The 14,115-nt window shown below is 41.1% G+C and carries 9 protein-coding genes; 5 read left to right on the top strand and 4 right to left on the bottom strand.

Annotated elements, in window-relative coordinates:
- Window positions 1-98: 98 nt before the first annotated feature.
- Both ACXAH9_RS00210 and ACXAH9_RS00205 read right to left on the bottom strand, forming a co-directional pair.
- On the bottom strand, window positions 99-848 hold the full coding sequence (locus ACXAH9_RS00210; protein WP_474892876.1) for a LytR/AlgR family response regulator transcription factor: 750 nt from the start codon (window positions 846-848) through the stop codon (window positions 99-101).
- Between the two features lie 33 nt (window positions 849-881).
- Window positions 882-2,810: a sensor histidine kinase gene (locus tag ACXAH9_RS00205; RefSeq protein ID WP_474892875.1), complete on the bottom strand. Its 1,929-nt coding sequence runs from the start codon at window positions 2,808-2,810 to the stop codon at window positions 882-884.
- Window positions 2,811-2,942: 132 nt separating this feature from the next.
- Between ACXAH9_RS00205 and ACXAH9_RS00200 the strand changes: the two genes are divergently transcribed.
- From ACXAH9_RS00200 to ACXAH9_RS00180, 5 genes are all read left to right on the top strand, one after another.
- A complete protein-coding gene (locus tag ACXAH9_RS00200; RefSeq protein ID WP_474892874.1) occupies window positions 2,943-5,333 on the top strand; it encodes an efflux RND transporter permease subunit in 2,391 nt (796 codons plus the stop codon).
- An 18-nt stretch (window positions 5,334-5,351) separates the two neighbouring features.
- Window positions 5,352-8,705 carry an isoleucine--tRNA ligase gene (gene ileS / locus ACXAH9_RS00195; RefSeq protein WP_474892873.1) on the top strand — a complete coding sequence of 1,118 codons (3,354 nt, stop codon included), beginning with the start codon at window positions 5,352-5,354 and terminating at the stop codon, window positions 8,703-8,705.
- A gap of 35 nt (window positions 8,706-8,740) precedes the next feature.
- Window positions 8,741-9,370 carry a lipoprotein signal peptidase gene (locus ACXAH9_RS00190; RefSeq protein WP_474892872.1) on the top strand — a complete coding sequence of 210 codons (630 nt, stop codon included), beginning with the start codon at window positions 8,741-8,743 and terminating at the stop codon, window positions 9,368-9,370.
- 2 nt (window positions 9,371-9,372) lie between these two features.
- Window positions 9,373-10,116, top strand: a complete 744-nt coding sequence (locus tag ACXAH9_RS00185; RefSeq protein WP_474892871.1) for a DUF1835 domain-containing protein — start codon at window positions 9,373-9,375, stop codon at window positions 10,114-10,116.
- An 85-nt stretch (window positions 10,117-10,201) separates the two neighbouring features.
- Window positions 10,202-10,498, top strand: coding sequence for a hypothetical protein (locus ACXAH9_RS00180; protein WP_474892870.1), 297 nt, complete (start codon window positions 10,202-10,204; stop codon window positions 10,496-10,498).
- A gap of 29 nt (window positions 10,499-10,527) precedes the next feature.
- Here ACXAH9_RS00180 and ACXAH9_RS00175 read toward each other — a convergent pair whose 3' ends face one another.
- The gene (locus ACXAH9_RS00175) at window positions 10,528-12,129 is read right to left on the bottom strand and encodes a hypothetical protein (RefSeq protein WP_474892869.1); all 1,602 of its coding nucleotides are present in this window, start codon (window positions 12,127-12,129) and stop codon (window positions 10,528-10,530) included.
- A 347-nt stretch (window positions 12,130-12,476) separates the two neighbouring features.
- A complete protein-coding gene (locus tag ACXAH9_RS00170) occupies window positions 12,477-13,994 on the bottom strand; it encodes an Ig-like domain-containing domain (RefSeq protein ID WP_474892868.1) in 1,518 nt (505 codons plus the stop codon).
- Window positions 13,995-14,115: the final 121 nt, after the last annotated feature.

Genomic DNA, 14,115 nt, shown 5'->3' with positions numbered 1-14,115 from the left:
AGTTTTGATTTTGACTATCACGAAAGTGTCCATTCATCCGTAGTTTCTAATAAGGCAGTTTCCCAATTGCAATTTTGAACTTCCGAATGGAATTAGGGTTAAGCCCCGTGCATCACTTCAAAGAATTCCTCTTTTCGCTCTTTAGACAGACTGGCAATTTCTTCATTTTCCATTACCACATACCCTCCATCGCGATTTACATACTGCTTAATAAACTTCAGGTTGATGACATACGAACGATGAGTTTGATAAAACTCCGGCGCATCTTTGAGAAGATCCATGATAAACCTAAGTGGTTTACTCACAAGGATTTCACCATCTGGCGTGGTGAATACTTTGGTGTACATCCTGTCTGCTTTTAAGAGAATTATATCATCGAATTTGACAAATAAGACTCCATCAGCCACTGGCAAGCCAATTTTTCTAATATTGGAAGATTTAAAGGTATTTCTTAATTCTTCTAACCTCTCGCTAACTTGAGATTTACCGTGATGAATACACGCTTTTTCTACAGCCTGTGCAACCTGTTCATCACGAAGTGGTTTGAGTAAATAATCAATGGCATTTAGTTGAAATGCTTTAATGGCATACTCACTGTATGCTGTAGTGAAAATGATCTCAAAGTTGATTTGACTAGGTGCGAAAAAATCCAGAAGCTGAATGCCCGAATAGCCTGGCATTTCAATATCAAGAAACACAATTTGAGGTTGAAATTCGTTGATTAACCTGACTCCTTCCTGAAGATTACTTGCCTCCCTCAATTCCTTAATTTGAGGACAGTTCTCTTCCACCAAGACACGAAGAAGTCTTTTAGCTTTTTCTTCATCATCAATGATTACTGCCTTCATCAGTTTCAAAGTAAGTTTTTATTTATAAGCATGCTAATTATCAACTTCCGAAAGATTATTCTCAGCTTCCATAGTATCAACTGAAGGTATGCGAATAATGACTTTAGTACCCATCGGGTTGCCATTACTATCTTTTAAATCCAAAACTTCTTCTTCTATTGGAATGTCTCTATCCAGGTTCAGCAATTCCAGTCTGCTAGAAGTAGCCCTGGAGGCAAATGACTTATGGTTGGGGTTCCGCATCTTGTTAATCTCCTGTGATTTATTTCTACCAACACCATTATCCTTTATCTCACATATTAGCACGGCATTTGATTGATCCGCCTTAATATTTATTTCCAACTTTCGGTCAGATTCTTTATGCAATAGACCATGCTTGATTGCATTTTCTACATAAGGCTGAAGCATAAGTGATGGGATAGATTGTTCTGTATCTACCTCATCATCAATGTTCAACTCATACGTTAGTGAGTCTTCAAATCTTAATTTTTCAAGCTCAAGATAAAGTCGTAAAGCTTCAATCTCCTCCCTAACAGTCACCGTTTTTACTTGACTATGTTGCAAATAAATACGCATTAAATCTGCAAACTTTCCAAGATACTTCCCTGCCAATTTGCGCTCATTTGACATTATATATTCTTGAATAGAATTTAATGCGTTGAAAACAAAATGCGGATTCATTTGCGAGCGTATAGCCTTGAGCTCAGATGCTCGATACTGTCTTTCCAGATCTAACAGTTTTTGGGTCTCTACCAACTGTAATTCAGAAAGTGTTTTTTGCTTCATTAATTTTCGTTGGCGAAACACAAGGACCAATGCAAAAATCAGCAGCAAGACAAAGGTGATCATTCCAAAAATTAAGTATCGCTGTTGCTCCAGTTTGCTTTGCTGCAATTTGGTCAACTGACGTTCTGCCCGCAACTCTTCCTCCTTGAGATTTGCTTCATACCGGGCCTGTAGTGAGGATATTTTTGATGTATTTCGACTTCTCTGAGTCGAATCAGACTTTGACCAATAAAACTCAAGCGCTTCCAGGGCATCCCGGTATTTTCCTTGAGCTTTCAATACCTCATATTTTAACCTGGGATAGTCCAAACTTCCGGCCCTCAGTTCACCGGCTCTTTTCATATAATAAAGAGCTGAATCATACATTTTCAGATTCTTAAAGGCAAACCCTTGATTTGCTGTGAGGTAGTAGCGAGTAAGTAAAGAAAAGTTGTACTTGTCGGCAAAGGACAATGCCTCTTTGGAGAGTTCAATTCCACGCTGATTTTGCCCGACTCTGATTAAAGGAGCGGCAGCTGTTGCCAGCGCATGTGCATATCCAAATTCATTTTTTTGTTGGCGAGCCAGCAACATCGCTTTTTCTCCATAATAAACAGACGAGTCCAGGTTGAGAACGATCCAGCCATTGTAAACCTTGCACAATTGGACTAAAGATCGAATCTCCAGGTTTCTGTTATTATATTTTCGGGCTTCCTTTAGAGCAAATTGATAGTACTTTGTGCAAGTTTCCAGGTCATTATTTTTTCTTACTACAGCCGCAAGATCAAAATAAATTTGGCCTTCCAGCTCAGAAAGGTTGTTCTCTTTTGCCAATTCAAGCGCATTATAAAATTGAGCCAACGCTTCATCATTCTGACCCTTCTTTGCTAAAATGTTTGCCTTAATTCTATTGAGTTCTACTTCTTCGTAAATACTGTTTTGTGAACCGGACAGATTGACCACACAATCAGCTTCAGCAAACATATTGAATAGAAGAAGAGATGCCGCCTGCTTAATCCTTGCTTTGTTTATTGCTATTGAGTCCCCGCTGGCTAAAACCCCATGAACATAATAGTGAACGGAATCTATATTTCTTGATACATAGTGATCTACCAACAATAGAGATTTCTCGAAATCATCTTGAGCAGTGGAGGGAACTAAACTAAAACAGATGGCTAATATTAAGATGCACCTCATAGAAACAGTCAATATTTTTTCAATTTACCACATTACGCTAAATCAGATAATTAATCGCTTTTCTTCGGTCGATAACTCACTGAAAATCTTGCCTCTAAGCCTTATCTCATTACCTTTGCGCACTATTTTATTATGTGGTCCAAAATCGCTCATACAATCCTTCGATTTCGCGTTACATTAATGGTCATTCTGGCCCTTGTGACCGTATTCATGGGGTACAAGTCTCAAAACATCAAATGGTCTTATGACCTGGCTAACATTGTGCCGGAGAAAGATCCGGACATGGTTTATTTCCGTCAATTCAGGGAAACTTTTGGAGAAGATGGCAATATCATGGCCATTGGTGTTAAAGACAGCTCCATTTATCAACTTGAGACATTTAAGAAATTCAGTGAGCTCACCTATGAACTCGAGGAAATGGAGGGCATCAGGAATGTGCTTGGGCTTCCCAACCTTCAAAAGCTCGAAAAGAACAACCAAAAAAGGGCGTTTGAATTACAACCTGTATTTGCAGGAATTCCAGAAACACAAGAAGAACTTGACAGCCTTCTTCAGGGTGCCGCCAGTTTAAAATTTTACAGTGGTCAGCTCATCAACTCTGACAATGGCGCTACGCTGATATTGATCACAATCAAAAAAGAAGTGCTCAACTCTAAGAATCGGGATCAGTTAGTAAACAGCATCATTGATGCAGGAAAAAAATTTGAAGAAGCAAGCGGTGTAGACGTCCACTTTGCGGGACTGCCTTACTCGCGATCCATTACAACCAGCAAGGTGAAGGCAGAACTGAACATGTTCCTTGGGCTCTCTCTGTTCGTGACTGGGATCATTCTCTTTTTGTTCTTCCGGTCATTCAAAGCAGTATTTTTCCCACTCATCATTATTGGTGTGGTTGTGATCTGGGTGATGGGAACTTTGGCATTGTTGGAGTATAAAATCACACTACTGACGGGGCTTATACCACCAATCATCGTGGTAATAGGTATACCGAATAGCGTATACATGCTGAATAGATATCACCATGAGTTTAGCCAGCATGGTGACCAAATGAAGGCACTTAGCCGGATCATTCGAAAAATCGGTGTGGTTACATTCATCACCAATCTTACTACTGCAGTTGGATTTTTTGTGCTGGCCACTACTCAAATCAATGTACTTGTTGAGTTTGGTATTGTTGCTGGAATCAACATCATGGCCACTTTCGTAGTGAGTATTATCCTTATCCCTGGTGTATTCTCTCTTTACAAACCGCCAACCCAAAAGCATCTTAAACACCTAAAATTTAAAATGCTTGACTCTGTGATCCGCTGGCTGGATGATATCGTTCATGAATTGAGGCCTGCCATTTTTGCGATCACGATTGCAGTGGCTGTAGTTTCAGCTTACGGGCTTAGCCAGATCAAAGCAGTGTCCTACATGGTTGATGACATTCCGGAGAACAGTCCGCTAAAAAAGGATCTTCACTTTTTTGAGCAGAACTTTAGTGGCATTATGCCTCTTGAGATAATCGTAGATACAGGGGCAAAAAAAGGCGTTCAGAACTTGCGTAACCTTCGCAAGATTGATGAATTCGAATCATTCATTTCCTCTATCGATTACATTTCGCAACCTGTATCGGTGGTGAGCTTTGCGAAAGCTGCACGTCAGGCATTTTACAACCAGAGCCCGGCATTCTATTCCCTTCCAACGAATAGAGACATGGCATTTATCATGCGCTATCTAAGTGAAGGTGAAACAGAAGATATTTCTCAGTCATTTGTGGATTCGACCAGTCGCTATTTAAGGGTTTCACTAAAAATAGCAGATATAGGTTCCAACAGACTTGACTCGTTGGTCAATGGCGTAATAGCTCCTAAGATTGATTCGATCTTTGTGGATTCTAAGATGGACGTAAACCTTACTGGAACAACTTTAATGTTCATCAAGGGCAACAAGTTTTTGATTGAAAACCTGCTGACCTCCATGATCATTGCTTTCTTCATCATCGCATTGATTATGGGACTGCTTTTCCGCAACATCAAAATGATCATCATCTCGATCATACCTAATATCATTCCGCTTCTGGTCACCGCTGGCATCATGGGGTATTTTGGCATTCCTTTAAAGCCATCCACAGCATTGATCTTTAGTATCGTCTTTGGTATTTCAGTGGATGATTCCATTCACTTTTTAGCCAAATACCGTCAGGAGCTGTTTGCTCATAAATTTGATGTGTCAAAGGCGATCAGTAAGAGTATTCGAGAGACCGGGTCAAGTATGATCTATACTTCCATCATCCTCTTTTTCGGCTTCATCATTTTTGTGCTCTCAGAGTTTGGAGGAACCATTGCGTTGGGTAAACTCACCTCAATCACCTTGTTTTTTGCTATGATCACAAATGTGGTTGTGTTGCCGGCTCTGATCCTGCAGTTTGACAGTGGTAAACGGGATAAGTCGAAGCACCCGCTAATCGAAAGTGTGCCTGAACTCGCAGAAGGAATCGATGACGATGAGGGCAATAAAAAGAACAAAAAATCAAGTTAATTTTTAGTTTATCGTACCGTGAAATATCCTGAATTTAAAAAAGTCAGCTATTCGGAAATCGCTAAAGATATCCTCAAATTTTGGGAGGACGAGCAGATTTTTGACAAGTCTGTATCCACACGTGAGGGAAATGATACCTTCACATTTTACGAAGGGCCGCCATCAGCAAACGGTACACCTGGGATTCACCACGTGATGGCCAGGACAGTTAAAGATATTTTTTGCAGGTACAAAACCTTGCAGGGTTATCAGGTAAAAAGAAAAGGAGGCTGGGATACGCATGGTCTTCCTGTAGAACTGCAAGTTGAAAAACAGCTTGGCATTACCAAGGATGATATTGGAAAGAAAATCACGGTAGAAGATTACAATGACAAGTGCCGTGAGGCGGTGATGAAGTTTAAAGGCGAGTGGGATGATTTGACTCGCCAAATGGGTTACTGGGTGGATTTGGATAACCCATACGTAACTTTTGAAAAGGAGTATATCGAATCTGTCTGGAATCTACTGAAAAGACTTTTTGATAAAGGATTGCTTTACAAAGGCTACACAGTACAGCCCTACTCACCTGCGGCAGGAACAGGACTTAGCTCTCACGAACTTAATCAGCCTGGTACCTATCGAGATGTAAAAGACACCTCAGTTGTAGCTCAATTCAAAGTAAAAAAAGATGATCGTTCCTCATTCTTGTTTGAAGATGAGAATGAGGATGTAAGAATACTTGCGTGGACGACAACCCCATGGACGCTCCCATCAAACTGTGCGCTGGCAGTGGGAGAGAAAATTGATTATGTGAAGGTGAAAACCTTTAATCAATATACCGGCAAACCAATCTCTGCGATCCTTGCCAAAGAGCTGGTTGGTAAATTCTTTTCTGAAAAGGCCAAGGAAGTTTCTCTTAGTGAATACAAACAAGGAGATAAACTCATCCCTTTTGAGGTTGTTCAAGAATTCAAAGGATCGGATATCGTAGAAGTTCGATACGAGCAGCTAATGCCCTATGTAACCAATGAAGCGCTAGAAGAAAAAGCCTTTCGGGTAATCCCTGGTGATTTTGTTTCCACTGAGGATGGTACAGGGGTAGTACATACGGCTTCTGTATTTGGTGCGGATGACTTTAGAGTGACCCAGCAGGCCGGCGTGCCATCCGTGATGGTGAAAGATGAAAAAAATCAGGATGTACCACTCGTTGATAAGCAGGGAAGGTTTGTGGAAGAAGTCACTGACTTTGCCGGGAAGTTTGTCAAAGAAGAATACTACAGTGACGAAGAGCGAAAAGACCCGGACTTTAAACCGACCGATGTTTTAATTGCTATCAAGCTAAAAGAGGATAACAAAGCATTCAAAGTAGAGAAGTATGAGCACTCCTATCCTCACTGCTGGAGAACGGATAAGCCGGTACTCTACTATCCACTAGATTCCTGGTTTATCAAAACCACGGCACTAAAAGACCGCTTGGTTGATCTCAACAAAACCATCAACTGGAAACCGGCATCTACCGGAACGGGACGATTTGGAAACTGGCTGGAAAACCTTGTGGACTGGAACTTATCACGATCCAGATTCTGGGGTACCCCTCTTCCAATTTGGGTGACAGAAGATCGCACAGAGATGAAGTGCATTGGTAGCATCGAAGAGCTAGAGAAAGAAGTGCATAAATCAGCAGAGGCTGGATTCATGGATGCTGATCTTCCGAAAGATTTTGATCTCCATAGACCTTATGTGGATGATGTGATTTTGGTAAGTGATTCCGGCAAGAAAATGATGCGTGAGCCCGACCTTATTGACGTTTGGTTTGACTCTGGTGCTATGCCTTATGCTCAATGGCATTATCCTTTTGAAAACGAGGAAACATATAAAGCAAACTACCCTGCGGATTTCATCGCTGAAGGGGTAGACCAAACACGCGGCTGGTTCTTTACTCTACATGCCATTGCTGTTCTATTAAATGATTCGGTGGCCTACAAGAATGTGATCGCCAATGGGCTGGTGCTGGATAAAAACGGTAACAAAATGTCCAAGCGTTTAGGCAATGCGATTAATCCATTCGAGACACTGGATAAATATGGAGCAGATCCTACCCGGTGGTACATGATTGCCAACGCAAACCCATGGGACAACCTGAAATTTGATCTGGATGGAGTGGCCGAGGTGCAGCGCAAGTTCTTCGGAACGTTGACGAATACTTATTCTTTCTTTTCGTTGTACGCAAACCTTGATGGTTTTCAGATGGAAGATGGAAATGTGACGCCAGTGGCTGATCGCCCTCGATTTGATCGCTGGATTATCTCTGAGTTGCAGATCTTGATAAAAGACGTGACTACTTTTTACGAGGATTACGAGCCTACCAAAGCGGCCCGAGCAATCCAAGATTTTGTCAATGATCAGCTTTCCAACTGGTACGTTCGGTTGTCAAGAAAACGGTTCTGGAGAAGTGAACTGAATGGAGATAAAAAGTCAGCGTACGAGACGCTTTACGAATGCCTGATGGTTACCTCTCAGCTTATGAGTCCGATCGCTCCATTCTATGCAGAATGGTTATTTAAGAACCTGACAAAGGATAGTAATGAGGCTCCTGAGTCGGTGCACCTGAGTCTGCTACCAAAAGCAGATGAAAGCAAGATAGACATAGCGCTGACAGAGAGCATGCATTATGCCCAGGGGGTTTCCTCATTGGTGCACTCACTCAGAAAGAAAGAAAAAATCAAGGTGCGTCAACCACTTCAAAAGGTGCTTATACCTATTTTGAAACCAGAGGTAAAAGAGCGCATTGAAGCTGTGGAAGAGTTGATCAAAACGGAGATAAACGTGAAGGAGGTGGAGTATGTAGATGATGCTTCAGGTATTTTAGTGAAGAACATCAAGCCAAACTTCCGTAAGCTGGGGCAGCAATATGGACCAAAAATGAAGGCTATCACAGGCATTATCAATGGTTTTGGCAAAGACGAAATAGCTGCAATCGAGCGAGACGGAAGTTTTGAGATTGAGGTAGATGGAGAGAAAATCAATCTGTCATTGGAAGATGTAGAAATCACTTCTCAGGATATTCCCGGGTGGTTGGTTGCCTCTGAAGGCAGCTTAACCGTGGCATTGGACATCACTATTTCAGAAGACCTTCGAAAAGAAGGGCTCAGTCGTGATATGGTAAACCGAATTCAGAATCTTCGAAAAGATCAAGGACTGGAGGTACAGGATAAAATCGCAATCAAATATGCCACCACCGATAATATGATGAGTGCAGCAATATCAGATTTTGCCGACTATATCAAATCAGAGACACAAGCACTCACACTGGAGTCTAATGGTGCCAATGGCGGGGAGAAATTTGATATTGACGGGATTGAAATAGATGTCAAAATAGAGGTAGTAAAATAACAAGCCTGCCTATTTTGCAGACAAAATCGTTTTCAATGAAAAACCAGGTACTCAAATATTTTCTAATCAGTTTTCTTGTGATCATCGTGGATCAGGTGGTGAAGGTAATCGTTCACTACAACATGGATATGGGCTCGCAAGGTCAGATCCTGATTTTAGGGAATTGGTTTAAACTTCACTATCTCACTAACCCCGGAATGGCATTTGGGATGAGACTTAATTTTGAATATGGAAAGCTGATCCTGACCGTATTTAGAATTGGCGCCATGATAGCCATAGGTTACTACCTCTATTCACTGATCCAAAAGCAGGCAAACTCAGGTCTGATTATCTGCATTGCTTTGATTCTGGGTGGCGCAATCGGAAACCTTGTGGATTCCGTTTTCTATGGCATTTGGTTTGACAATGCACCATACGATGCGCCCAGTCCATGGTTTCATGGCCAGGTGATCGACATGTTTTACATCGATATATGGGAGGGCTACCTACCAAACTGGATTCCGCTTTTGGGTGGGGATTATATGGCTCTTTGGCCTGTTTTCAATATTGCTGATGCTTCTATTTTTGTGGCTATCTGCTTTATTATCATTTTCCAGAAGAGGTATTTTAAGAAAGAGGAAGATGCAACCATAGAGAAAGGCCAACTCGAAACACACGATTCATAAATTTGAACACTTACCACATACTCAACGGCGATTCACTAAAAGATCAGCTCCCTGCCGATCATATTGAAGGTGAAATCATTGTTGCCAGAGAGTGCATGGTGGATGGTCCCGTAAAAGCTCAATCAATAAGTGAGCTTTTTCATCTTCGGGAAAAATTTATTTCAGATACTTACGGCATTGACGACTATGCTGCTAAAACTGCACATGAACTTACCAAAATAATTGATATAGAATCCGGAGAGATCAATCTCTGGTTCGAAGATGACCTATTCTGCCAGACGAATCTATGGTTTGTCTGTAGTCTTATTTATCAAAAAGATGTTAAGGTTTATTTAATAAGGCCGAATAGCAGTCTTGAGTATGGATTTGGAGGACTTGATAATGATGGATTGGTAAAGGCTTTTGATGATCGAAAATCTGTAACTCCCATTCAAGTCAATCAACTGGCACTGCTTTGGTTTGCATTTAGAAATGATGATATAGAGCGATTATTGAAACTTGGTGTTCAAACACACGCTGACTTCCCCTTTATCATGCGCGCTATCGAGGCACATTTTGATCGCACCTCTGATGGGCCGAATCAGCCAGAGCGAATCATTAAGCAAATCATTCAGGAAAAATCCACCACGGATTTTGGCAAAGTCTTTCGCGAATTCCACAAAAGGGCACCCATTTTTGGTTTTGGCGACCTTCAATTCAGGCGCATTTTTGATCGGGTAGTAGATAGCGATCAATCGAATTCTTAAAACTCGTCTAAAGAATATTTTTTCAAAAATTTAGGTGAAGTTTTCATTAGCCTATATTTTTCCCTAAAATTTCTACATTAGTCATATGAATAATAAGCCTCGAGTTCTGAAAGCTTTTGAAGCGTTGGATGTTGAAATCCAGGAACAGATCAAGTTAGCCTACCCGGAAGGTTTTGAAGATCACCTGATCAAATTTGTTAATAAGGAAGGCAAGTACCAGAGTGGTCTTCCATTTGAAACAGAGGACAAGTATTACTTAGTAAAAATGACTCGGGATGAAGCCAAAGAGCTCATCGAAGAAGATGATGACTATGATGAGGATGGGAATTTGAAAGATGAGGTCAGAGAAGATTTTGAGGATAAATATGAAGATGATATGTAAAAAGGCAGCTCTGGGCTGCCTTTTTTATGTTAATCACACGCTTGTCTTTCCATAAACTGCATCACCTCCTGCAGTGCATTCATCTTAGCCTTTTCATTGATAAGATCTGCATCTACATTGCATCCTTCTAAGAAGCTACTAATAACATCACTGACGTTTTTCTTGTAGGCAATTGAACTTTTGCCCGTATGGTTATCCACAATCACATACTCTTCAAAAAAGATTTCTCCACCTTCTTCATTTATCTGAACAACATTGTTCCAATCTTGATAAGCATTTGCTGCTGAAATCGATGCGTTGTTTAGTGAATTACCTAAATCATCACCGTTTGATTTACTCTGGCTTAAACTTTCCTTAGCCGCTTTTTTTGCAGCATTCTCCGCCAGTTCTTGATTGACCTCATCAGCTACCTGTTGGGCAGAGCTTTTCACAAAAGAAGTCATCCCTTCTCTTACATGTGTTGGATATGGATTTTTAAAATAACTAAATCTTCCGTTGGGATTTTGGAGCGGGACGTACATACCATACGTGTTAACGTAATGCATTTCCTTACCATTAACTATTTGCATATAATATGAAACACGCTCATCTGTAGCAAGGTGATCAAAAACCACTTGGTCAGCTTTAGCGTAGCGTACACCTATTGGCCCAATAATCTTACGATCGTTTTTATCCTTGCCATCTCCTATACCATGCAAGATGGAAGAGACCATTGCTTCATGCCTTTCGCCATTGGATAGTATCACATATCCCTTGTGAAAATTCTGAATTGGATCAGCATAATCATTTTTAACTTCAGCTAACGTGTAGTTGACAAGATCAAAATCCTGCAATTCAGAGCGATTAAACTTCATTTTCTTTCCCATTGCATCTCGGAGAAGTACCTCTAAGGTATCTCTTCTATCCATCTTCAAGGAAATCTCTCCATCATACCGCTTTCCCTCTCCATCTATGACATAGCCTTTGGCATAACGCGTTGCATTCGCATTCAGTCGTTTTACGTAACGCGTGCCTTCTGGTGGAGGGGGTGGCGGCAAGCGCTCCCCCTTATTTTCGACAACAACCTTTGGTGGGTCTACTTCTTCAAAGAAAGTGTTGATGCACTGAAAGTGACGTTCTTCTGCACCAATTTTCTGCGTGAAGTAAGTCACCTTATAAGATTTGGCTGTGTATTCGCTCACGATACCCTCATCATTGGCATACTTGACACCAATTAGTTTTCTTGGACCATCATACATTTGTTTCATCCTTACAGCAGCAACTCTTCCTGTCAGTATGGTGCCATTTTCAAGTGTAATGGTCCCAGGCTGAAAATTTAATATCGGATTTTTATAGTCATTTTTCTCCTCCGTTATAAGCCTTGGCTTTGCGCCAAAATCCAATAACTGCAACCGATCGAACTTGGCCTTTTGTTTATTGGCCCCTTTCCATCTTACCTCTACCGTATCCGTATTCACCACCTTTAAGGAGATGTGTCCAGTCATTTTTTTTCCAGACTGATCTACTATGTACCCTTCTACAAAATTGGTAATCGTCACTTCCTTGTTTCCCATCAACATCGTTGATTTTACCGTATACTGCCCCATGCATAAACAAGGAAGTATTAACAGCATAAAGATTAGCGTTTTCATGATTTATAAATTATAGTGATTAGTTTTCTTTTAGTTGATTAAGACAAAAGCCTCACAATAGTATGGGTGCGGATAGTCTTCTCACACTTTCTGCTGAGCCCTATGAAATGAGGTTAGCATATTTTCCCGAACTGGCTACTTCAACGGTCGCCATTGGCCTTTAGCATTAATAGCGATATCAATAAAGCTGTAAGTAGATTATTCAATGAAATCAATTTAGTGTTTTGAAAATAGTAAAATGCTAAAATAAGCAAATGACAGCCTGCGAAGAACCGTCTAGCTACTGTCAAATGCTATTCTTTAGAGTAGAAAGAGTATTCATTAATACTCTCTCTAGCTCCCCATTTTTAATTGATTTTATCCAGTCGTGCTGGTTCCCATCTCCGATCCATAGTGACTGTTCCAAACTCTACATCGAATGTACTTCCATCAAACCACGCCGCATCCCCCTGATTGGAAATGTAGAAACCAATGATTCCACTTCCGAAGTGTGCAACATCCCATAGTTGACCGGAGAAATAGCCCCCTCCCTCGGGTGTTCCTGTGATGAATGATTTGTTACCATCTCCTGCTGCTGTTGCTTCCAGGGGCAAGTCAGTACCCCAATATTTATTGGTGATTACATATTGGTCACCAACTTTGGTGAATCGCCAGTGCTTTTGGGTGTGGGCTGTGGGTCTGGTTCTTATTAATTCCTGGCTAGGAACAGATGCAGTCAACGCCACTCCCTCGCCGAATTGCAGCGCGTCAGAATTTACAATATGGTAGTAGTAGTACTCACTAAGCGTTACAGAGTAGAACGAGGAGGATTCAGCATACATCAAATAGTTTCCATTATAATCCTCAATCCCAGCTCCGATTTTTATCTGATAATGTTGGTCAAACTCTTTCCAGGGCTCATCTGCCTCAAATGAAATCTCCGAACCGTTTACACTTACTGTTCCGGAAACAATGACAGGTGAGGAAAGGCGTCTCTCCTCTACAATGAGCTTGTTTTCATCCACAGATGCAGGATTGATTTCCTTATCAAAAGTGATCTTAATCGTTGTTTCATCTACCTCGACCTCAAGCATGTTGTGGGAAGGGCTAACATCCAGCACATTAAGAGACACCATCTCTGTCTTAAACTCAATGCTTTTAGCTGACTCCAATGCATTTCCAGCCAGATCTTTAATGCCTGTTAACACTTCCAACCGGTATTCTGAATTTCCATATAGATCATTAATAGGCGTTGCGGTTACACTACCGCCATCCGCTTCCAAGGATAGATCAACAACTTCAGCAGTACGAACATGCGTCAGTACGATATTGCCTGTCAAACTATTTTCGTCTAACGCTTCAGAAAAATCCAGCACTACATCTGTTGAGACGCTCATATTAACAGCTCCATCTGCAATAGAAAAAGATTCTAAAGCGGGGGCTTCAATGTCTAGATTTTCGGTGGTAAAAGAAGATGTGAAAGTTGCTGCCAGTCCATTACCTTCTAAGTCGGTTATACCCGTGGTAAGAGTGAGCGTGTATTCCGTATTACCCTCTAGATCAGATGATGGTTCAAGAGTCATTAAATCTCCTGAAACAATCACTTCGGCAGCAATTGCACCAGCTCCGGATCTAACCAATTGAATCGTATTATCGCTTACTGAATTAATGTCGACAGCTTCAGAAAATGTAATCTCTAAATCTGATGCTACCGAGACATTTGTATCTCCATCTCCCGGAGAAATACTGATTACAGAAGGTGCTGTAGTGTCTACTTCCTCCTCTCCATCTATATCGTCTGGTGCCGGACTGTCTTTATCCTCACCACAAGCCGCAAGCATTGCCAACAAAATAGCAATGAAACTAATTTTTAATAACGTTTTCATCTTTAAGTAATTGTAGTTTTAGCTCGAACCTAGGCATTGACGTAAAGTGATGGAGAGAAATGGCCGTGAGGTTATGTATCAAGCGTGTGAATGGTGAGATTGATGTTGTGAACGAATTCTG

This window comes from Ekhidna sp. ABH4_415, assembly GCF_056161305.1.
Note: the sequence above shows the minus strand (reverse complement) of the source record. Positions and strands in the feature narration are given on the sequence as shown.

Excerpts from the sequence above, each read along its gene's own strand:
- ACXAH9_RS00210 (WP_474892876.1), bottom strand. The coding sequence starts at position 848 with ATGAAGGCAGTAATCATTGATGATGAAGAAAAAGCTAAAAGACTTCTT.
- ACXAH9_RS00205 (WP_474892875.1), bottom strand. The coding sequence starts at position 2,810 with ATGAGGTGCATCTTAATATTAGCCATCTGTTTTAGTTTAGTTCCCTCC.
- ACXAH9_RS00200 (WP_474892874.1), top strand. The coding sequence starts at position 2,943 with ATGTGGTCCAAAATCGCTCATACAATCCTTCGATTTCGCGTTACATTA.
- ACXAH9_RS00190 (WP_474892872.1), top strand. The coding sequence starts at position 8,741 with ATGAAAAACCAGGTACTCAAATATTTTCTAATCAGTTTTCTTGTGATC.
- ACXAH9_RS00180 (WP_474892870.1), top strand. The coding sequence starts at position 10,202 with ATGAATAATAAGCCTCGAGTTCTGAAAGCTTTTGAAGCGTTGGATGTT.
- ACXAH9_RS00175 (WP_474892869.1), bottom strand. The coding sequence starts at position 12,129 with ATGAAAACGCTAATCTTTATGCTGTTAATACTTCCTTGTTTATGCATG.
- ACXAH9_RS00170 (WP_474892868.1), bottom strand. The coding sequence starts at position 13,994 with ATGAAAACGTTATTAAAAATTAGTTTCATTGCTATTTTGTTGGCAATG.